The organism is Propioniciclava sp., assembly GCF_047602245.1.
Lineage (GTDB): Bacteria > Actinomycetota > Actinomycetes > Propionibacteriales > Propionibacteriaceae > Propioniciclava.
Genome location: NZ_JASGHT010000001.1, coordinates 2,318,503 through 2,338,538, shown reverse-complemented (window position 1 = coordinate 2,338,538; position 20,036 = coordinate 2,318,503). Strand labels below are relative to the sequence as shown.

The following is a 20,036-nucleotide window of genomic DNA, read 5'->3' as shown; positions in this document are numbered from 1 at the left end:
AACGGAGACGACCTCATGAACGACCACGCCGACCAGACCACCATGCGCCGCGCGCTCGCCGAGCCGCTCGCCGGGGTCCGGATCGAGTCGGCGCCCCGGCCCACCCCGGCGCCGGGCGAGGTGCTGGTGCGCAGCACGCTGGTCGGCATCTGCGGGTCGGACACGCATGCGCTGGCCGGGCATCACCCCTTCCTCACCGCCGCCTATGTGCCGGGGCACGAGGCGATCGGCATCGTCGCGTCGTCCGGCCCGGGCGCCGAAGGGTTCACCCCCGGGCAGCGGGTGTTGCTCAAGCCCAACGTCGCCTGCGGTGATTGCCTCAACTGCCGGGCCCAGCGCAGCAACGCCTGCGAGACCCTGGCCTGGATCGGCTGCGACCCGTCCCGCACCTTGTCGGGCGCGATGGCGGACGAGTTCGTGGCGCCCGCGCGCAATCTGTTCGCGATCCCCGAGGGCGTCGACGACGATACGGCCGTGCTGATCGAATGCCTGGCCACGCCGGTGCACGCCGCCCGGATCGCCGGCGACCTGCACGGTGCGCGGGCGGTGGTGCTGGGGGCCGGCACGATCGGCGCGCTGTGCGTGATCGCGGCGCGGGCCGCGGGGGCGGCGTCCGTGGTGGTCACCGATAGGGAGCAGGCCAAGCTGGATCGCGCGGTGCGCATCGGGGCGGACGCCGGCGTGCTCGCCTCCGATCCGGACGCGACGGCGAAGGTGATCGACGCCCTGGGCGGTCGCGCCGACGTGGTCTTCGACTGCGTCGCGATCGAGGCCTCGCTGGCGCAGGCGGTGAGCCTGCTGCGCCGTGCCGGAACACTGCTGATCGTCGGCGTGCCGCCGCGTCCGGCACCGCTGAATCTGCCGATCATCCAGGATTGGGAGATCCGGGTGCAGGGCTGCGCCGCCTACACCGAGGCCGACATCCTCACCTCGATCGAGATCGCGGCCGGCGGCGGATTGCCCGCGTCCGAGATCATCTCGGGCCGCTTCCCGCTCAGTGACGCCGCCGCGGCCTTCGAGCAGGCTTCGGCCGACAGTTCCGGCAAGGTGGTGATCACCGTCGGCTGATCCCGGGCCTACTCAGGATCGCGGGCGGGTGTCGTCGGCCCGCCAGATCGTGTAGGGGCCGGCGGTGCCCTCGGGGACGAACCGGTCGTGGATGAGGTCCTGGTTGGCCTCGTTCAGGCGCTTCCACGCGGCCTCATCGACGATCGCCACCTCGCTGTTCGCCAACTCGGCGGCGACCTGGGCCTGGTAGACCTGGGCGAACGGCGCGGAGGTGTCGAACTCAGCATCGGCGACGCCGAGTTCCCGCAGCACGGTGGCGTAGACGTCGATCGTGGTCGGGCACTGCTGGCGGGTCTGATCGTCGGCCACGTCGGCTTCGAGCAGCACCTCGGGGGTGGGCGCCCAGACGCAGCGGGGGCCGTCCACGCCGGCCGCCTCCTGTTCGAGCCGGTCGACGACCGACCAGTCGCGGGCCGCGTGGAGTCCGGGGCCGATCTGGCGGGTCGACATCACCACGAGCACGAGCGCCACCGCCACCCCGAAGCCGGCAACACCGCGCCGGATCACCGGCCCGCGCTCCTCGATCCGCAGCCGCTCGACCAGGAACTGGGCGGCGATCCCCGCCACCAGGCAGAGGGCGGGCGCGGCGGCCAGGGTGTAGGTCGGGTAGAAGCTGGGGGCGTTCAGCAGGACGAGCACCTGCGCGGTGGCCAGCACCAACCAGCTGGTGGGCTCCCAGGTGCGTAGCGGCACCGCGCGGGCACGGGCGAGGGCCACCACCGCGACGACCGAGACGACCAGGGCCGCCAGACCGACGGCGAGCCAGACGGCGTCCGGCAGGCGGTCGGGGGCGAGCAGGCTGCCGTTGAAGTAGGCCAGCCGGGTGCCCCAGGACACAGGCGCTTCCGGCCGTCCGATCTGGAAGCCGACCACGTCGCGCCAGACCGTGGCCGGGCCGGCGACGACGAGGAAGGGCGTCATCACCACCGCGACCGCCGCGATGGCGGCGCCGCCGAAGGCCACCGCCCGGCCCCAGCCGAGCCGGTTCGGGCTGCGCACCAGCAGCATCAGGGCGAGCACCGCCAGCGGCACCGCCGCCCACAGTTTGACGGTCAGGCCCAGCCCCAGGATCGCACCCGCGGTGGCCGTGCGCCGCAGGGACGGCACCGTCGCGGGGGCGGCGTCCTTGCCCAGCAACAGCAGTGCACCGAGGACGCCGACGGCGAGCAGCGGTTCGAGCAGGATCGCCCACTCCGACCACACCGTGGCCGACCACACCGCGTAGAGGACCGATCCGGCCACCGCAGCGGCACGGCCGTAGCGGCGCAGCAGCAGGGCCACCAGCACCGCGCTGGTCGCTCCCAGCGCCGAGATCGCCGTGCGGGCGATGCTGGCCGCGATCGCGTCCGGAATCACGTTGGCCAGCGCAGCGAAGGGGGTGAGGAAGAGCACGATCCCGGGCGGGTGCACCAGCAGGAAATCGGCATAGGGCCACACGCCGTTGATCAGCTTCTGGCTGGCGACCATGTAGACGCCCTCGTCCCAGCTGAACTCGCCGGCCCATCGTCCGGTCACCACCAACGGCAGCTGCCGCACGGCCAGAGCCACCAGCCACAACCCGGCCAGATAGCCCGTCCATCCACCGGACGTTCCGCCCGTGCCACGCATCATCGATTCGCTGTCCCCTCAAGCGTCGTCCGGCCAAGGTTAGCCGTACCTAACTTAAGTGACGGGGGGCGTCCCCGCTTCGGACACTAGCGCCGGCTCCGGCTAGGCCCGGCTCGGGTGCAGCGCCACCTGGGTGGCCTTGATCACGGCAACGACCTGGTCGCCCTCGGCCAGGGCCAGGTCGACCAGGGCTGCCGGCGTGACGTCGGCGTGGATGCGCTGGCCGGCCACGGCGAGGCTGACCCGCTGCACCAACCCGCGATCCTCGACGCCGGCGACAATGGCGGGCAGCGCATTGCGCGGGCTGCCGCCGGGGGCTTCACCGAAGATGCTCACCGCGTCCGGCCCGAACACGGCCCGGGCGGGGCCGCCCGGCAGCGGCGACTCGGCCAGGCCGGCCACCACCCCACCTCCATCGAGCCGGACGGCAGCCTCACCCGCGGCGGTGCCGTGCAGCAGGTTGAGGCCGACGAAATCGGCCAGGAACGGGGTGGCCGGGCGCTGGAACACGTCCTCGACGGTGCCGGTCTCGCCGACGCGCCCGCCCTCCAGGGAGGCGACCCGGTCGGCCAGCACCAGCACGTCGAGCGGATCGTGGGTGACCAGCAGTGTGGTCAGCCCGCGCAGCCGGTCGCGCAGCACGCGGCGCAGCCCGGGGGTGGCGCTGGCATCGAGCGCGGCGAACGGTTCGTCCAGCAGGACGACGTCAGGATCGAAGGCCAGCGCCCGAGCGATCGCCACCCGCTGCGCCTGCCCGCCCGACAGTTCCCGCGGACGCCGCCGCTCGAATCCGTCCAGGCCGACCGCGGCCAACTCCTCGCCGGCGCGGCGCCGGGCGTCCGCTTTCGCGACCCCGCGCGAGCGCGGGCCGTAGGCGACGTTGTCGATCACCGACAGGTGCGGGAAGAGCAGCGGACGCTGCTCCAGGTAACCGATCCGGCGCCGGTTGGCGGGCACGAAGAGGCGTCCGTCGGCCATGGTCCGCCCGCCGATCCTCACCGTGCCGGCGTCGGGGCGCAGGGCTCCGGCAGCCAGCTGGATCGAGGTGGACTTGCCCGCCCCGTTGGGGCCGATCAGCGCGACGATCTCCCCCGCCGCGGCCTCCAGGTCGATCCGGACGCCGCGGGCCGCGACCGTCGCGGCGATGCTGAGCGGTTCAGCCATGGCTCCCCCAGGCGCGGAAATGGGTGGCGAGCCAGACGACCAGCCCGGCTACGGCGAGCAGCACCACGGCCAGCGCCAGCGCCAGGTCGGAATCGGATTCGCGGAGCAGGTAGATCTCCAGCGGTAGCGTGCGGGTGACGCCCTGCAGCGATCCGGCGAAGGTCAAGGTGGCGCCAAACTCGCCCAGCGCGCGGGCGAACGACAGCGCGGTCCCGGACGCCAGCGCGGGAGCCGCCATCGGCAGCGTCACCGTCAGCAGGGTGCGGGTCGGTCCGGCGCCGAGGAAGGTGGCGGCGCGTTCGTAGTCCTCGCCGGCCGAGCGCAGCGCTCCCTCCAGCGAGACGACCAGGAACGGCAGCGCCACGAAGGTCTGGGCGATCACCACCGAGACGGTGGTGAATCCGATCTCGATGCCGATCACCGACAGATGCTGACCGATCAGGCCGCGGCGTCCCAGCGTGGTCAGCAGCGCGAGACCGGCCACCACCGGCGGCAGCACCATCGGCACCGTGACCAGGGTGCGGGCCGCGGTCGCCCAGCGTCCGCGGGTGCGGGCCAGCACCAGGGCGGTCGGGACGCCGAGCACCAGCACGATCCCGGTCGAGATCAGGCAGGTGGTCAGGCTGAGCCCGAGCGCATCCAGCGAGCGCTCCGAGGCCAGCAGGGCGGGCAGCCGCGCCCAGTCGGCCCGCACCAGCAGGCCGGCCAGCGGCAGCCCAAGCAGAATGAGCGCCAGCGCCATCGGCGCCAGCGCCCACCTGGGGTAGCTCGAACTCAGCCTCACTGCGGCGGGCCGAACCCGAAGGTCGCGAGCGTGGTCTGGCCCTCACCGAGGATGCGGGCGACGAAGGCGTCCGCACCCGCCTTGTTGGGGGCGCCCTTGACGACGCCGATCCAGTAGGTGTTCGGGTCGTTCTTCGCGCCGGGCACGTCGAGCACCTTCACCTTGTCACCGGCACCCGCGGCGTCCGTGGCGTAGACCAGGCCGGCGTCGGCCTCGCCGCCGGTGACCTTGCCGAGCACGTCGGTGACGTTGTTCTCCTCCGAGACCGGCTTCAGCGTCATTCCGGCGCCCTCGGCGGAGCGGGCGGTGGCGGCGCCGCAGGGCACCTCGGGAGCGCAGACGACGAGCTTCTTGCCATCAAGGGAGGCGTCGAATCCGGTGATGCCGCCCGGGTTGTCGGCCGGCGTGACCAGCACCAGGTAGTTGGTGGCGAACATGGCCGGGGTGCCGTCGATCAGCCCGGCCTCCACCGCCTTGTCCATATTCTTCTTGTCGGCCGAGGCGAACACGTCGGCGGGTGCGCCGCCCTTGAGCTGATCGACCAGGCCGGAGGATCCGTCGAAGGAGTACTGCGCATTGAGGCCCGCGGACGCCGCGGGGAACGCCTTGTTCAGCGACGCGGCGGCGAACACGATGATCGGGCCCTCGGACGCCGACGCCGCGGCGCTGGTGGACGGGGACGGTTGCGCCGGGCTCTGGCCGCACGCGGCGAGCAGAAGGGTGGCGACGAGCAGCGCGAGACGCTTCATGCCCGCTTCCTTTCGATGGTGACGTTGGTGGCCTTGATCACCGCGGTGGCGACGACGCCCGGCTCAAGGCCGAGTTCGCGCACCGCCTCGGTGGAGATGAGCGACACGATCCGGTACCGGCCGCACTGCAGTTCGACCTGGCTCATCACGGTGTCGGAGAGGACCTTCGTGACCAGCCCGGTCAGGTGGTTGCGGGCCGAGCGGACGCCGGCCCCGCCGTCGAGTTGATCGAGCGCGTCGTCGGCGAGTTCTTGAGCCAGTGCGGCGAGTTCGGCGCCGTCGATGGCCTGGCGGCCGGCGTCGTCGGCGACGGCGTGCAGGCGTCCGGCATCGACCCAGCGGCGGACGGTGTCGTCGCTGACACCGAGGAGACTCGCGGCGACCGCGATCCGTATATGCGTCATTTTCACAGATTATCAGTAGAAATTGCGGTTGTGGGCGATCTGGGTAGGCTTCCCGGGTGAGCTATCCCGCTGCCGTCATCACCTGCTCCGACCGCGCCGCCGCCGACATCTACGAGGACCGCTCCGGTCCCGTGCTGCGCGACGGACTCTCCGCATTGGGCTTCGCCGTAGCAGCCCCGGTGATCCTGCCGGATGATCCGGTTCTCATCGCGGCCGCGATCACCGACGCCGTGGACGCCGGCGCCCGCGTCGTGCTCACCACCGGTGGCACCGGCATCAGCCCGCGGGATGTCACCGTCGAGGCGACGCGCCCGCTGCTGGCCTACGAGCTTCCTGGGATCGCCGAAGCCGTGCGCGCGGCCGGCTTGGCCAAGACGCCGCTGTCGTGCCTGTCACGCTGCCTGGCCGGGGTGATCGAGCGCGACGGTCCTCGTGCGTTCGTGTTCAACGCCCCCGGCTCGCGCGGCGGCGCCCGGGATGCCCTGGCGGTGCTCTCCCCCTTGCTCACCCATATCGTCGAGCAACTGGACGGCGCCGACCACGACCTCAACCGCCCCGCATCGAGCTAGCGCCGAAACATCGGGCTCGCTCCGCTGGCATCACCCGGCCGAGCACATACCCACACCACAGGTCACGCCCCGGCATCGTCTATTCGCGGGACCAGTCGCCCGAGCGTCCTCCGGACTTCGAGGTGACGCGGGCCGAGGTGATCTCGGCACTGCGGTCGACTCCCTTGACCATGTCAACCACGGCCAGGGCGGCGACGGTGACCGCGGTGAGTGCTTCCATCTCGACGCCGGTGCGGTCGGCGGTCCTGACCTCGGCCCGGATCTGAACGCCGGCATCGACGACCTCGACGTCGAGCACCACCCCGTGAACACCGATCACGTGCGCGAGCGGTAACAGGTCGGGCACCTTCTTGGCTGCGGCGATGCCGGCGACCCGAGCGACGGCGAGGACATCCCCCTTGGGGACCGTGCCCGAGCGCAACGCGCCGACAACCTCAACCGAACACGAGACGAAAGCCTCCGCGCTCGCGGACCGAACCGTCGGCTGCTTGGCGGTGACATCGACCATGCGGGCGTGTCCGCGCGCATCCAGGTGGGTGAACTCCATGCCTCCATCCAACACCCTCGCATGCGCGTGTCCCACTCGGAAGCGCTCGCCTCCCACTCGGTGCCGCCGCCAACACCTCGCTCATCACAGATCACCGTGGACGGCCTCTCGTGGCCGCGCGTCACGCACCGCCCTACCCCACCCCGCGCTCAGGCGCACGAGTTGCACGGATGCGCACGAAATTCCGTAGGCAACGGTGCAACTCGTGCGCAACAGCGAAACCCGACCGCTCCAACCGCCAGGCAGACGCGCTGAGACGGTGAGGCCCGCGGCCGCCGAACACGGTGGCGGCGTTCACGTCGACCCACCTCGGCGAGGGCGACGGAGCGTACGCTCGGTGACGTTGCCCTGCTTACCGCGGCGTGGCGCATGCTGCAGCATGCGCGCAGCGACCCTTTCCCACGCGCGGCGACGGAGCGTACGCTCCATCACCGGTCAATCGGGCGGATGCGACCACAGCGGCAGCAAGGCGGCGCCCCAGACGCCGACGCCCTGGTCGGACGTGTTGAGCGCCGCCCGGTCTCCGAACCGTCGCCCGGTTTCCTACCAGGGCGACGGCGACTACACCGGGCGCCTTGCCGGGCGAACGTGACTAACCCAGGCGGCATGGCCGGACCCTTGGTCGTGAACATTCCATCAACAGCCAGCTTCGGCCAACCCGGGCGACATGGTCGGACCACTTGTCCCAGACCGAGTTTGCGATGACCTCCTGGACGTGGACCACGAAGTTGTCGTTTTCACGGTGGTGATCGCGCGGAAAACAGTGATGGGCTGAGAAGTGGTCGCTATGAGACGGCCTGGAGGCCTGAAAACGACCACTTCATAGCCCGAGCCGAGTTCAGCGCCGACGACGCCTCTGAAAACGACAATATCTTGGCCCGATCCTCCGAACTGCCCGCCGACGATGATCGAGAGCGCGAACTCATGCCTGCGGGGCTATCGAATCGGGAACACGTCCACCAGGCCACCGGCAGCGACGGTCCCGGCCTCGGCCGGAATGACCGCGAGGGCCTCGGCGAGGTGCAAGGACGCTACCAGGTGCGATCCCGAGCCCAAGCGGTTGGCGGGACGCACGCCCTCGGGGGTGATCACCACCGGCATGTACTGCCGGCGCCCGGGCGGGGTCTTCCATCCCTCCGCGACCGGGAGGCGGCGCGGCTCCCAGGGGCGTCGACCCCTTGAAAGGCCGCCAGCAGCGGGCGCAGGAACACCCAGGCCGACACGAAGACGCTCACCGGGTTGCCGGGCAGCGCCAGCAAAGCCTGCTCGCCAAGACGCCCACACGCCTGGGGTTTGCCGGGTTGCATCGCGACCCGCACGAACTCGATCTCTCCCTCGACGACCTGGCGCACCACCTCGAAGGCGCCCACCGAGACGCCGCCGGAGGTGACGATCAGGTCGGCGCCGGAGGCATCCGCCAAGGCGTCGCGGAACTCGCCGGGATCGTCGCCGACCGCGCGCGAGACCACGACCTCGCCGCCGAAGCCCTCGATCAGGCCGGCGAGCAGGATCGAGTTGGAGTCCGGGATCTGGCCGAAGCCGAGCGGCTCCCCGGGGGCGACGAGTTCGGATCCGGTAGCGAGCACCGCGACCCGCGGCCGCCGGCGCAGCCGGACCGTTGCATACCCGATCGAGGCCGCGGCACCCGCCGCGGCCGGAGTCCAGATCTGACCGCGACGAAGAACCACCTCGCCGACGCGAACATCCTCGCCAGCCCCACGCACATTCCGCCCAGGGGCCACCGCTGGCACTTGAACGAACCCGGGAAGCGGCGCGTCGCCGAGCGGCTGATCGGTGTCCTCGACCGGCACCACCGTGTCGGCGCCAATCGGCATCGGCGCGCCCGTCATGATCCGGGCGGCCTCCCCCGGCCCGACCTTCGGAGCACTCGATGCGCCGGCCGGGATGTCGCCAACCACCCGCAACATCACCAAGCCGGCCGGGCTGTCATCCCCCACCGAACTATCGGCGCTACCTACCCTCCGTTCCGTCGCCGAGTCCACGTGCGCCAAGCGAGTATCCGCCCTCACGGACGTATCGGCGCTACCCACCCTGCGTTCGGTCGCCGGGTCCGCTTGCGCGAAGCGAGTATCGGCGCCCGCCGAGGTGTCGGCGCTGCGCACGGCGAAGCCGTCCATCGCCGAGTTGTCGAACGGGGGCACCGCGAGGCGGGCGACCAGGTCTTCATCCAGCACCCGGCCGAACCCGGACGCAACCGGGCACTCCTGGGCCGGCAAGGGCGTCGCCAGGGCGAGCACCCGTTCCAGATATTGCTCGACGGTGATCATCAGACTCCTAGGATTTGCGCAGCGGCAGGACCGACCAGCGGGCGGTGCGGGCGTCCAGCACCATCACCCGCCCGACCAAGGGTTCGCCGAAACCGGCCAGCAGTTTGATCGCCTCGCATGCTTCCAGGGCGCCGATCTGGCCGACCATCGCGCCGAGCACGCCGATCTCGGTGGCCATCGGGTAGTCGCCCGCGGCGGGTTCTTCCGGGAACAGGTCGCGCAGATACAGCCGGTCACCGAAGGCATCGGGGACGCCGAACACCGAGCACTGGCCCTGCATGCCGACCGCCGACGCCCACACCAGCGGCACCCCGACGGCGGCGGCGGCGTCCGAGAGCAGGTACTTGGCGCCGTAGGTGTCGGTGCAGTCGAGCATCAGGTCGTACTCGGCGAACAGGGTGCGGGCACGGCCGGGCGTGAGGTACTCGGGATAGGCCGCCACCTCAACGTCCACATTGAGCAGCCGCAGCCGCTCAGCGGCAGATTCGGCCTTGTTGCGGCCCAGGTCGGTGTGCAGCACTTGGCGCTGCATATTCTTCAACTCGACGACATCACCATCGACGACACCGATCCGCCCCACTCCGGCGGCGGCCAAGTAGGGCAACGCCGCCGATCCGAGCCCGCCGGCGCCGATCACCAGCACCGAGGAGTTCAGCAGCCGCAGCTGCCCCTCCTCACCCAGTCCGACGACATCGACATTGCGCAGGTAGCGCTCGCGCTGCTCGCCGGTCAGTTCGGTCACGGGCATTGCGACCACTCGTAGCTTCCGTCGGCGAGGTACTGCTTCTTCCAGATCGGCAGGCGTTCCTTCACCGCGTCCACGAAGTCGGACGCGCATCCGAAGGCTTCGCCGCGGTGCGTGGCGGCGACCGCGACGAACAGGGCGATGCCGCCGATGCCGAGCGAACCGACCCGGTGCTGGGCGACGATCGCATGGACGCCGTCACGCCCGGCGAACTCCGCCACCACGTCTTTCAGCACCTGATCGGCCGAGGGATGCCCGACGTAGTCGATGCCGGTCACCGACTTGCCATGATCGTGGTCGCGGACGACGCCGGCGAAGGTCACCACCGCCCCGGCCCGGCGGGAGGCGACCGCGGCCTCCACGGCGTCCGGGTCGATGTCGGACTCGACGACACCGCTCAACTCCAGCAGCGGCAGTTCTTCTCGACTCATGAGTTCCTCCCGGGTCGTGAACTCTTCTCGAGTCGTCACCTCTTCTCCGATGAGTATCCCTGGTGCCATCAGCTCTTCTTCGGTGCGCCGGGTCGCGCGTAGCGGGTCCAGGTGATGGCGATGCACATGACCGCCCAGACGGCGCCGATGATGTAGAAGGTGGTCGGCGGCATCAGGGTCAGGCCGACGCCGAACAGGAACGGCCCGAAGGCGGCGATGGCGCCGGTCCAGCCGATCACGCCGCCGGCCTGGCGGCGCTCGAAGATCATCGGCATCTGCTTGAAGGTGCTGGCGTTGCCGATCCCGGAGAACAGGAAGATCGCCAGCATGCCCCACAGGAACTGGTTGAACCCGGCGGTCAGCGCCTCGGCGCTGCTGGTGTCGGGCACCAATCCACCCAGGGTGTAGAGGATCGAGGCGAGGATGCCCACCCCCGAGATCAGGCTCCACACGGCCCCGCCCATCCGGTCGGTGAGCGGCGAGAACGCCACCCGCGCGCCGGCGCCGATCAGCGGGCCGAGGAAGACGTATTTCACCGGGTCGGGCAGCGCGTAGCCGTCCACCAGCAGGGTGGCGGACGCCCCCGCGCCCTGGACGATCTCGGGGTTGCCGGAGCCGTACAGGTTGCTCATCAGCAGGCCGAACTGGGCCGAGAGTCCCGAGAAGGTGCCGAAGGTCATGATGTAGAGCAGCGTCATCCACCAGGTGTCCTGGTTGGAGAAGATGTCGAACTGCTGCTTGATGTTGGCCTTGACCGGCACCGACTTGAGCACCAGGTAGGCCCAGATCGCGCCGACGACGATGAACGGGATGTAGACCAGCGCCGAGTTCTGGTACCAGACGATCACCGACTCCTTGCCGGGAACCGCCATCTGCTGCGAGCCGAGGAAGCCGAACATGCCGAACGAGATCAGCCACGGCGTCAGCAATTGCACCAGCGAGACGCCGAAGTTGCCCACACCGGCCTGGACGCCGAGCACGGTGCCCTGCATCCGCCGCGGGAAGAAGTAGGAGGTGGACGGCATGAACCCGGAGAAGGCGCCGCCGCCGATGCCGGCCAGGAAGGCCAGCCCCATCAGCCGCCAGTACGGCACATCGGGGTTGGTCACCTCGAAGCCCCAGCCCAGCACGGGCAGGATCAGCAGCAGCGTGGTGAGGGTGACCATCTTGCGGGTGCCCATGATGGGCGGCACCACCATCCACACCAGGCGCAGCAGGCCGCCGGACAGGCCGGGCATCGCCGCCATCCAGTACAGCTGCGATTGGGTGAAGGTGTAGCCGAGCGCGGTCAGCTTGGGCACGATCGCGCTGGGCAGGAACCAGGCGACGAAGCACAGCGTCAGCGTGAACGTGGTGACGGTCAGCGTGTTGTAGGCGAGTTTCTTGTCCCATTTCTGCGGATCTTCGGGATCCCAGGATTGGAGCCAATCGCCCTTGGTTTCGAGTGCGGCGCTCACGTAGCTGCCTCCAGTTCGGGTTCGATGAGCCCGGCCGTCTCAGGAGTGGCCCGGGTCATCATGCGGTGGATGGTGACGTGCATCCAGACGGCGCAGATGGCCACCAGGATGAAGACGCAGAAGAAGGTGGAGCTCGGGAATCCCGACCAGGTCTTGGTGTAGGCGAACATCGGCGGCAGGAAGAATCCGCCCAGGCCGCCGAGCATGCCGACCAGCCCGCCGACCGAGCCGACGTTGTCGGGGAAGTATTCGGGGATGTGCTTGAACACCGCGGCCTTGCCGAAGCCCATCGCGCAGCCGAGCAGGAAGACCAGGATCACGAACCAGACCAGCTGGATCTCATAGTGCAGGTGGGTGGTCTGGGCACCGTCGGGGTGGGTGATGGTGATGAAGCCGTTGGGCATCATCAGGATGCCGCTGGTGACCAGCATCAACCCGAAGGTGAAGTACATCACCCTGCGCGCGCCCCAGCGGTCACTCATCCAGCCGCCGACCGGCCGCAGCAGGGACGCCGGGAAGATGAAGGTGGCGGTCAGCAGACCGGCCACGGTCAGGTCGACGCCGAAGTTGTCGACGTAATACTTCGGCAGCCAGGCCGACAGCGCCACATAGGCACCGAACACGGCCACGTAGTAGAGGCTGAACCGCCACACCCGCAGGCTGGACAGCGGCGCCGTCATCTGGCGCAGCGTCCGCGACGAGCCGGGCGCACGATCCACGCGCGGCACGATCACCCAGGTGAGGACGCCGACGATGACCAGCAGCACCGCGTAGATGACCGGGATCAGCCGCCAGCCGCCCTGGATGCCGAGGATGTAGGTGCTGCCCGCGGTGGCGGCGATCAGCGGCGGCCCGATGAACTTGGTCACCGAGGCGCCCACATTGCCGGCGCCGAACACGCCCAGCGCCAGCCCTTGGCGTTCCTTGCTGTACCAGGCCGAGTTCCAGGTGGTGCCCACCGAGAACAGGTTGCCGGCGAAGCCGACCAGGAAGGCGAGCACCAGCAGCCACATATAGCTGTCGGCGAAGCTGACCAGGTAGGCGGGGATCGCGGTGGCGAACAGCAGGAACAAGGTGACCTTGCGCCCGCCGATCCGGTCGGCGATGATGCCGGCCGGCAGCCGCCACATCGAGCCGTTCAGCACCGCGACCGCCGAGATCCAGGACAGTTCTTCGTCGGTGAGGCCCAACTCTTTCTGGATCGGGATGCCGAGGATGCCGAACATCAGCCAGACCGCGAACATCAGCGTGAACGCGATGGTCGACATGGTCATCACCCGGCCGGCGCCCTTGCCGGTCTCGTGGACGGGCGGGACCTCGATGAGGTTCTTGCTCACGGGAGTGGTCGTTTCCTTCGTGTGGGGACGCCGTCAGCGCCGGTTCTGGTGGGGGTTCTTCTGGTTGTCGGGGGTGCCGATCGGATCCCAGCCGCGTCCCTTGACCGTCTGGGACTGCCGGTTCTGGTCGTCCCGGGAGCGATAGACGATGTAGGGACGGAACAGGTAGTGCAGCGGCGCGGAGAAGGCGTGCACCAGCCGGGTGAACGGGATCATCGCGATCAGCAGCAGCGCGATGACGATGTGCGCCTTGAACTGCCAGGTGGCCGCGGCCATCGCATCGATGTCGGGCTGGAAGGTGACCAGCGAGCGGAACCAGATCGACACGGTTTCGCGGTAGTTGTGCTCCTCGCCGGACGGCGTCTTGTCACCGGTCAGCGTCGCGACCATGCCGAGCCCGACGGCGAGCGCCAGGATCAGGTACATGATCTTGTCGTTCCAGGTGGTGGCCCGGAACACCGCCGACTGGGTGCGCCGCCGGTAGATCAGCAGCCCGAGCCCGACCACCAGCGCCACCCCGGCCAGGCCGCCGCCCCAGAAGGCGCCCAGGTGGTACATGTGCTGGTCGAGCCCGACCCAGTCGGTGAACGCCTTCGGGATGATCAGCCCGACCACGTGCCCGAGGAAGACCGCGAGCAGCGCGAAATGGAACAGCGGGGACGCCACCCGCAGCATCCGCGATTCGTACAGTTGCGAGGAGCGGGTGGTCCAGCCGAACTGGTCGTAGCGGTAGCGCCAGACCAGTCCCCCGACCAGGATGAGCGCCACGATGTAGGGCAGCACGCCCCAGGCGAAGACGTCCATGTCAGCCTCCTTGCTTGACGGTGGCCGGGGATTGGCCCACCGGGAACGGAGTGGTGGAGATGAAGGAGTCCAGGCCGACGAGTTCGGTCGGCGGGGAGTCGACCAGCTTCTGCACCTCCGCGCGGGTCTGCGGCGAGGGCCCGCCGAGGGTGTCGCAGACCGCGGTCAGGACGCCGACCTGCGGCAGTTTGTCCTCGCGCAGGCCGATCCGGAGCAGTTCCAGCGAGGCCCGGTAGGTGTTCAGCAGCGCCACCCCCAGCGCGGGCGCGCCGTTGGCGGCGAACTCCAGCACCATCGGCAGGTAGTCGGGCAGTTCCCCGTCCAGATCGACGACCAGCCCCGAGTCGCGGTAGGTCTGCTTGATGGACGCCAGCACCTCGCCGCGGCGCCGGGTGTCGCCATCGGTCCAATAAGTGAGGTGCAGGGCGTGCCGGCGGGACAGGTCGAACTCCTGCACATGCCAGGCCTGCACCTCCATCAGCGGCATCGAGCGCAGGTGCGCCAAGGTGTCGGCGAAGCCGTCGAGCGCGCCGGCGTCCGCCAAAGCCTGTTCGACCAGCGGCAACCGGTCGATCACCTCGGCGTCGGGGTAGGACAGCACCACGGACGCCGCCGCGTAGATCACGCGGGCCCGCTTGCTGGGCGGCACGGTCAGGTTCAACGCGGCCGGACTCATGCGCTTTGCGCCTTCTCGCGGTCGGTGCCCTCGCGCCCCGCCATTTCGCGTTCGGCTGCCTCGCGCTTGGCCTTGACCGCGGCGAACGATTCGATCGCGACCGGCACCAGGCGCCCGGAGGATTCACCGAAGCTGCCCGGCATGCTCGGGTCGTCGTCGAAGTTCACCGAGCAGCCCATCTCCTCCAGGTTGTGCGCCTGCTCCCGGTGCGCCTTCGGGATCACGTAGCGCTCGTCGTATTTGGCGATCGCCAGCAGGCGGTACATCTGTTCCATCGCCGCCCCGGTCATCCCGACCGCGGCCGCCAGTTGCTCATCGCGCGGACGCCCCAAGGTGATGTCGCGCATATAGGACCGCATGGCGGCCAGCTTCTGCAGCACCAGCCGCACCGGCTCGACATCGCCGGCGGTGAACAACTCCGCCAGGTATTCCAGCGGGATGCGCAGCGCGTCGATGGCGCCGAACAGGTTGCCGCCGGCCTCGGCGTCATGGCCTTGGGATTTGAGCAGGTCGACCACCGGCGACAGCGGCGGGATGTACCAGACCATCGGCATGGTGCGGTATTCCGGGTGCAGCGGCAGCGCGACCTTGAAGTGCTTGATCAGCGCATACACCGGCGACTTCGCGGCGGCGTCCAGCCAGTCCGACGGGATGCCGGACGCGCGGGCGTCCGCGATCACCTGCGGGTCGGACGGGTCGAGCATCAGATCGAGCTGGGCCTCGTAGAGGTCCTGGTCGTCGGCGAGTGCGGCGGCGGTCACCTTGTCGGGGTCGTACAGGATGATGCCGAGGTAGCGCAGGCGTCCGACACAGGTTTCGGAGCACACCGTCGGCAGGCCGACCTCGATCCGCGGGTAGCAAAAGTGGCACTTCTCGGCCTTGCCGGTGCGGTGGTTGAAGTAGATCTTCTTGTACGGGCAGCCGGTGATGCACTGGCGCCAGCCGCGGCATTTGTCCTGGTCGACCAGCACGATGCCGTCCTCGGCGCGCTTGTAGATCGCACCCGAGGGGCACGACGCCATGCAGGACGGGTTCAGGCAGTGCTCGCAGATGCGGGGCACGAAGAACATGAAGCTCTTCTCGTACTCCATCTTGATCTGCTGGTTGGCCTCCTCGCGCAGCTTGCGCAGGATCGGGTCGCCGGCCTCGGTGGCGGCGACGCCGCCCAGGGAGTCGTCCCAGTTGGCGGAGGCGCCGATGGCCATGTTCTCGCCGGTGACCAGCGACTTCGGGCGCGCGACCGGGAAATCGTCGCCGAGCGGCGCGGTGACCAGGTTCTCGTAGTCGTAGGTCCACGGCTCGTAGTAGTCGTCCATGCCCGGCTGCACCGGGGAGGCGAAGATGGTCAGCAGCTTCTTGAACCGGCCGCCGGAGCGCAGCTTGAGGCGTCCGCTCTTGGTGCGGACCCAGCCGCCCTGCCACTTCTCCTGATTCTCATACCCGCGCGGATACCCCTGGCCGGGGCGGGTTTCGACATTGTTGAACCAGACATATTCGATGCCGGCCCGGTTGGTCCAGGCCTGCTTGCAGGTGACCGAACAGGTGTGGCATCCGATGCACTTGTCGAGGTTCATCACCATGGCCACCTGGGCCATGACGCGGCGTTGCTTCGCCATCAGTACTGCACCTCCTGCGAGCGGCGGCGCACCGTGGAGACGATGTCTCGCTGGACGCCGGTCGGGCCGATGTAGTTGAAGGCGTACGCCTGGTGCGCGTAGCCCCCGATCAGGTGGGTGGGTTTGAGCAGGATCCGGGTGACCGAGTTGTGGATGCCGCCGCGGCGTCCGGTCGCCTCCGACTTGGGCACGTCGATGGTGCGCTCCTGCGCGTGCTGCACGTAGCAGATGCCGTCAGGCAGCTTCGAGGTGACGACGGCGCGGGCGACGAAGACGCCGTTGGCGTTGGTCAGCTCGATCCAGTCGTTGTCCTTCACCCCGATGGACGCCGCGTCCGCCACGCTCAGCCACGCCTGAGGACCACCGCGGCCCAGCGACAGCATGAACAGGTTGTCCTGGTATTCGGAATGGATCGACCACTTGTTGTGCACCGTCAGGTAGCGCAGCGTGATCGTCTTCTCCCCCGAGGGGCCGAGTTCGGGCTCGCCGTAGGCCTTGGTCATGTCCAGCGGCGGGCGGAAGGTGGGCAGCTGCTCGCCGGCGTCGATCATCCAGTCGTGGTCGAGGAAGAAGTGCATCCGGCCCGACAGGGTGTGCCACGGCTTGAGCCGTTCGGTGTTGATCGTGAACGCCGCATACCGCCGTCCGCCGGTCTCCGAGCCGGACCATTCCGGCGAGGTGATCACCGGTTGCGGCGCCTGCTGGGTCTGGGCGAAGGTGATCAGCTTCTCCTCCGATCCCTCGGCGAAGTCGGCCAGCTTGCGGCCGGTCTTCTTCTCCAGGTCGTGGAAGCCCTGGGTGGCCAGTTCGCCGTTGGTGGTGCCGGAGAACATCAAGATCGCCTCGGCCAGCCGCTGGTCGGTGTTGATCGCCGGACGCCCCTCGGCGGGCCCGCTCGGGTAGACGCCGTGCAGCTTGCCCAGCTTCTCGACCTGGTGGCCGACCCGGTAGGTGATGTTCTTCACCGTGAAGCCGAGTTTCTCGGCCAGCGGACCGACGGTGGCCAGCTTGTCGGCGATCGCGGTGTAGTCGCGCTCGACCACGGCCAGCACCGGCATGTTCTGCCCGGGCACCGCCGGAATGTCGGTGCCCTTCCAGTCCCGGACGACGCCGCCGGGCTGCTGGATCTGGCCGGGGGTGTCGTGCTGCAGCGCGACCGCGACCAGGTCCTTGCGGGTGCCGAGGCGTCCCTTGGCCATCGCCGAGAGCCGGTGCGCGAGTTCGGTGAACACCTCGAAGTCGGTCTTGGCCTCCCAGGGCGGGTCGATCGCCGGCGAGAAGGAGTGCACGTAGGGGTGCATGTCGGTGCTGGACAGGTCGTGCTTCTCGTACCAGGTCGCCGCCGGCAGCACCAGGTCGGACAGCAGCGTCGAGGAAGTCATCCGGAAGTCGGCGGTGATCAGCAGATCGAGCTTTCCTTCCGGAGCCTCGTCGTGCCAGGTCACGTCTTTGGGCCGCTCGTCGGCGCCGTGCTGGTTCGGCAGCAGATTGTGATGCGTGCCGAGCAGGTGCTTGAGGAAGTACTCGTTGCCCTTCGCGGAGGAACCGAACAGGTTCGAGCGCCACAGGATCATCGTCCGCGGCCAGTTCTGCGGGGCGTCCACGTCCTCCATCGCGCTCTTCAGCTCGCCGCTCTTCAGCCGGGCGGCGACGTATGCCTGGACGGTGGGCGCCTCGCCGCGGTCGACCGCCGCCTGCGCCTCGTCGGCCAGGTCGAGCGGGTTGACGTCGAATTGCGGGTAGAACGGCATCCAGCCGAGCCGGTTCGACTGGGCCAGGGCGTCCGCGGTGTGCATCCCGTCCAGCGCGCCGGTGGACAGCGGCGACTTGACCCGGTCGGCGGAGAAGCCGTCGGTGCGCCACTGGTCGGTGTGCATGTACCAGTAGGCGGTGCCGATCATGGTGCGCGGCGGACGCTGCCAGTCCATCGCGTTGGCCATGTTGAACCAGCCGGTCATCGGACGGCACTTCTCCTGGCCGACGTAGTGCGCCCAGCCGCCGCCGTTCTTGCCGATGCAGCCGGTCATCATCAGCAGCGCGATGATCGAGCGGTAGGTGACGTCGGCGTGGAACCAGTGGCAGATGCCGGCGCCGATGATGATCATGGTGCGGCCCTTGGATTCCTCGGAGTTCGCCGCGAACTCGCGCGCGATCCGCAGGCAGGCCTCGGCGGGCACCGAGGTGATCTCGGCCTGCCAGGCCGGGGTGTAGGGGGTGTTCACGTCGTCGTAGCCGGACGGCCACTGCCCCGGCAGCCCGTCGCGCTCGACCCCGTACTGGGCCAGCATCAGGTCGAACACGGTGGTGACTAGCCGGTCGCCGACCCGGCGGGCGGGCACGCCGCGCCGGATGATCGAGCCCTCGCCGCGCGGATCCTCGAAGCAGGGCAGCGCGACCTCGACGGCCTCGGCGTCCGCCTCGCCGTGGAAGGTGAGGGTGGGTTCGATGTCGCCGAGATCCAGGTTCCACTGGCCGGCGCCGTCCTCGGAGTAGCGGAAGCCCATCGAACCGTTCGGCACCGCCGTCCGGCCGGTCGCCTTGTCCCACATCACCGTCTTGAAGGCGGCATCGCTCAACCCGGCATGCTCGGGCAGATCGGCGGCGGTGATGAACTTGCCCGCGGTGAGGCCGTGGCCGTTCGGGTGGTCGACCAGGGTGATCAGCATGCCCAGATCGGTGTACTGCTTCACGTAGGAGTCGAAGTACTCCACCTTCTTGTCGACGAAGTTCTCCTTGAGGATGACGTGCCCCATCGCCATGGCGAGGGCGGCGTCCGTGCCGGCCTGGGCGGGCAGCCATTCGTCGGCGAACTTCACGTTGTCGGCGTAGTCGGGGCTGACGGTGACCACCTTGGTGCCGCGGTAGCGCACCTCGGCCATCCAGTGCGCGTCCGGCGTCCGGGTCAAGGGCACGTTCGACCCCCACATCATCAGGTAGGACGCGTCCCACCAGTCGCCGGATTCGGGCACGTCGGTCTGGTCGCCGAACACCTGCGGGCTGGCCACCGGCAGGTCGGCGTACCAGTCGTAGAAGCTGGTCATCGCGCCACCGATCAGGTGGGTGAACCGGGTGCCGACCGCGTGGCTGACCATGCTCATCGCCGGGATCGGCGAGAACGACACGCAGCGGTCGGGACCGTAGTGCTTGATGGTGTTGACGTAGCTGGCCGCAGCGATCTCGAGGGCCTCGTCCCAGGAGATGCGGACCAGGCCGCCCTTGCCGCGGGCCTGCTGGTAGCGGCGGCGCTTCTCGGGGTCGGTGGAGATCTCGCGGAACGCGGCCACCGGGTCGCCCAGCCGCTTCTTGGCCTCGCGGTACATCTCGACCAGGACGCCGCGGGCGTACGGGTAGCGGACGCGGGTCGGCGAGTAGGTGTACCAGGAGAAGGCCGCGCCGCGGGGGCAGCCGCGGGGCTCGTACTCGGGACGATCAGGGCCGGTGGTCGGGTAGTCGGTCTGCTGCGACTCCCAGGTGATGATGCCGTCCTTGACGTAGACCTTCCACGAGCAGGAGCCGGTGCAGTTGACGCCGTGGGTGGAGCGGACGACCTTGTCGTGGCTCCAGCGGTCCCGGTAGAAGACGTCGCCGGCCCGCCCGCCGTGCCGGAAGACGGCGCGGCCGTCGTCGGTCTCGTCCCACTTGGTGAAGAACCGGCCGAGCTTCAGCAGAGCATCCGAGGCAGTGCCGTCGAGTCGCGCAGTCTGATTCATGCCGCACAGCTTTGCACAGATTTTTCGGAGAAATAACCGAAAGTGGGGGTGCCTACGACAACTCGTCGGAGAGGGTCGC

The 20,036-nt window shown here is 69.3% G+C and carries 18 protein-coding genes; 2 read left to right on the top strand and 16 right to left on the bottom strand.

The window, feature by feature from the left end:
* Window positions 1-15 precede the first annotated feature (15 nt).
* On the top strand, window positions 16-1,068 hold the full coding sequence (locus QM708_RS11135; RefSeq protein WP_415108206.1) for a zinc-dependent alcohol dehydrogenase: 1,053 nt from the start codon (window positions 16-18) through the stop codon (window positions 1,066-1,068).
* 12 nt (window positions 1,069-1,080) lie between these two features.
* Here QM708_RS11135 and QM708_RS11130 read toward each other — a convergent pair whose 3' ends face one another.
* The 5 genes from QM708_RS11130 to QM708_RS11110 all read right to left on the bottom strand — a co-directional run bounded on the left by QM708_RS11130 (window position 1,081) and on the right by QM708_RS11110 (window position 5,777).
* Window positions 1,081-2,679 (bottom strand): hypothetical protein, encoded by a 1,599-nt coding sequence (locus QM708_RS11130; RefSeq protein WP_415108203.1) that lies wholly within the window; start codon window positions 2,677-2,679, stop codon window positions 1,081-1,083.
* A 99-nt stretch (window positions 2,680-2,778) separates the two neighbouring features.
* On the bottom strand, window positions 2,779-3,840 hold the full coding sequence (locus QM708_RS11125; RefSeq protein ID WP_415108200.1) for an ABC transporter ATP-binding protein: 1,062 nt from the start codon (window positions 3,838-3,840) through the stop codon (window positions 2,779-2,781).
* A complete protein-coding gene (locus QM708_RS11120; RefSeq protein WP_415108197.1) occupies window positions 3,833-4,582 on the bottom strand; it encodes an ABC transporter permease in 750 nt (249 codons plus the stop codon). Before QM708_RS11120 ends, QM708_RS11125 begins: the two co-directional genes overlap by 8 nt.
* 38 nt (window positions 4,583-4,620) lie before the next feature.
* Entirely contained in the window at window positions 4,621-5,373 is a 753-nt protein-coding gene (modA, locus tag QM708_RS11115; RefSeq protein ID WP_415108194.1) for a molybdate ABC transporter substrate-binding protein, read from the bottom strand.
* Window positions 5,370-5,777 (bottom strand): TOBE domain-containing protein, encoded by a 408-nt coding sequence (locus tag QM708_RS11110; protein ID WP_415108191.1) that lies wholly within the window; start codon window positions 5,775-5,777, stop codon window positions 5,370-5,372. The genes modA and QM708_RS11110 overlap by 4 nt, the downstream gene beginning before the upstream one ends.
* 56 nt (window positions 5,778-5,833) lie before the next feature.
* On the opposite strand from QM708_RS11110, the gene QM708_RS11105 reads away from it, so the two are divergent.
* Window positions 5,834-6,346, top strand: a complete 513-nt coding sequence (locus QM708_RS11105) for a MogA/MoaB family molybdenum cofactor biosynthesis protein (RefSeq protein WP_415108188.1) — start codon at window positions 5,834-5,836, stop codon at window positions 6,344-6,346.
* A gap of 79 nt (window positions 6,347-6,425) precedes the next feature.
* Here QM708_RS11105 and moaC read toward each other — a convergent pair whose 3' ends face one another.
* From moaC to QM708_RS11050, 11 genes are all read right to left on the bottom strand, one after another.
* Window positions 6,426-6,893 carry a cyclic pyranopterin monophosphate synthase MoaC gene (gene moaC, locus QM708_RS11100; RefSeq protein ID WP_415108185.1) on the bottom strand — a complete coding sequence of 156 codons (468 nt, stop codon included), beginning with the start codon at window positions 6,891-6,893 and terminating at the stop codon, window positions 6,426-6,428.
* Window positions 6,894-7,829: 936 nt separating this feature from the next.
* Entirely contained in the window at window positions 7,830-7,985 is a 156-nt protein-coding gene (locus QM708_RS11095; protein WP_415108182.1) for a hypothetical protein, read from the bottom strand.
* The gene (gene glp, locus QM708_RS11090) at window positions 7,982-9,181 is read right to left on the bottom strand and encodes a gephyrin-like molybdotransferase Glp (protein WP_415108179.1); all 1,200 of its coding nucleotides are present in this window, start codon (window positions 9,179-9,181) and stop codon (window positions 7,982-7,984) included. The genes QM708_RS11095 and glp overlap by 4 nt, the downstream gene beginning before the upstream one ends.
* A gap of 7 nt (window positions 9,182-9,188) precedes the next feature.
* Window positions 9,189-9,929 (bottom strand): HesA/MoeB/ThiF family protein, encoded by a 741-nt coding sequence (locus tag QM708_RS11085; RefSeq protein ID WP_415108176.1) that lies wholly within the window; start codon window positions 9,927-9,929, stop codon window positions 9,189-9,191.
* On the bottom strand, window positions 9,920-10,357 hold the full coding sequence (locus QM708_RS11080) for a molybdenum cofactor biosynthesis protein MoaE (protein ID WP_415108173.1): 438 nt from the start codon (window positions 10,355-10,357) through the stop codon (window positions 9,920-9,922). Before QM708_RS11080 ends, QM708_RS11085 begins: the two co-directional genes overlap by 10 nt.
* Before the next feature lie 68 nt (window positions 10,358-10,425).
* Entirely contained in the window at window positions 10,426-11,814 is a 1,389-nt protein-coding gene (locus QM708_RS11075; protein WP_415108170.1) for an MFS transporter, read from the bottom strand.
* The gene (locus QM708_RS11070) at window positions 11,811-13,151 is read right to left on the bottom strand and encodes an MFS transporter (RefSeq protein ID WP_415108167.1); all 1,341 of its coding nucleotides are present in this window, start codon (window positions 13,149-13,151) and stop codon (window positions 11,811-11,813) included. The genes QM708_RS11075 and QM708_RS11070 overlap by 4 nt, the downstream gene beginning before the upstream one ends.
* Before the next feature lie 33 nt (window positions 13,152-13,184).
* Complete coding sequence (narI, locus tag QM708_RS11065) at window positions 13,185-13,955, bottom strand: respiratory nitrate reductase subunit gamma (RefSeq protein WP_415108164.1); 771 nt, start codon at window positions 13,953-13,955, stop codon at window positions 13,185-13,187.
* Between the two features lies 1 nt (window position 13,956).
* Window positions 13,957-14,631, bottom strand: coding sequence for a nitrate reductase molybdenum cofactor assembly chaperone (gene narJ / locus QM708_RS11060; RefSeq protein WP_415108162.1), 675 nt, complete (start codon window positions 14,629-14,631; stop codon window positions 13,957-13,959).
* Window positions 14,628-16,247: a nitrate reductase subunit beta gene (gene narH, locus QM708_RS11055; protein WP_415108159.1), complete on the bottom strand. Its 1,620-nt coding sequence runs from the start codon at window positions 16,245-16,247 to the stop codon at window positions 14,628-14,630. The genes narJ and narH overlap by 4 nt, the downstream gene beginning before the upstream one ends.
* Window positions 16,247-19,966, bottom strand: coding sequence for a nitrate reductase subunit alpha (locus tag QM708_RS11050; RefSeq protein WP_415111392.1), 3,720 nt, complete (start codon window positions 19,964-19,966; stop codon window positions 16,247-16,249). The genes narH and QM708_RS11050 overlap by 1 nt, the downstream gene beginning before the upstream one ends.
* Window positions 19,967-20,036 lie beyond the last annotated feature (70 nt).

Excerpts from the sequence above, each read along its gene's own strand:
- QM708_RS11135 (WP_415108206.1), top strand. The coding sequence starts at position 16 with ATGAACGACCACGCCGACCAGACCACCATGCGCCGCGCGCTCGCCGAG.
- QM708_RS11130 (WP_415108203.1), bottom strand. The coding sequence starts at position 2,679 with ATGATGCGTGGCACGGGCGGAACGTCCGGTGGATGGACGGGCTATCTG.
- QM708_RS11125 (WP_415108200.1), bottom strand. The coding sequence starts at position 3,840 with ATGGCTGAACCGCTCAGCATCGCCGCGACGGTCGCGGCCCGCGGCGTC.
- QM708_RS11120 (WP_415108197.1), bottom strand. The coding sequence starts at position 4,582 with ATGGCGCTGGCGCTCATTCTGCTTGGGCTGCCGCTGGCCGGCCTGCTG.
- modA (WP_415108194.1), bottom strand. The coding sequence starts at position 5,373 with ATGAAGCGTCTCGCGCTGCTCGTCGCCACCCTTCTGCTCGCCGCGTGC.
- QM708_RS11110 (WP_415108191.1), bottom strand. The coding sequence starts at position 5,777 with ATGACGCATATACGGATCGCGGTCGCCGCGAGTCTCCTCGGTGTCAGC.
- moaC (WP_415108185.1), bottom strand. The coding sequence starts at position 6,893 with ATGGAGTTCACCCACCTGGATGCGCGCGGACACGCCCGCATGGTCGAT.
- glp (WP_415108179.1), bottom strand. The coding sequence starts at position 9,181 with ATGATCACCGTCGAGCAATATCTGGAACGGGTGCTCGCCCTGGCGACG.
- QM708_RS11085 (WP_415108176.1), bottom strand. The coding sequence starts at position 9,929 with ATGCCCGTGACCGAACTGACCGGCGAGCAGCGCGAGCGCTACCTGCGC.
- QM708_RS11080 (WP_415108173.1), bottom strand. The coding sequence starts at position 10,357 with ATGAGTCGAGAAGAACTGCCGCTGCTGGAGTTGAGCGGTGTCGTCGAG.
- narI (WP_415108164.1), bottom strand. The coding sequence starts at position 13,955 with ATGGACGTCTTCGCCTGGGGCGTGCTGCCCTACATCGTGGCGCTCATC.
- narJ (WP_415108162.1), bottom strand. The coding sequence starts at position 14,631 with ATGAGTCCGGCCGCGTTGAACCTGACCGTGCCGCCCAGCAAGCGGGCC.
- narH (WP_415108159.1), bottom strand. The coding sequence starts at position 16,247 with ATGGCGAAGCAACGCCGCGTCATGGCCCAGGTGGCCATGGTGATGAAC.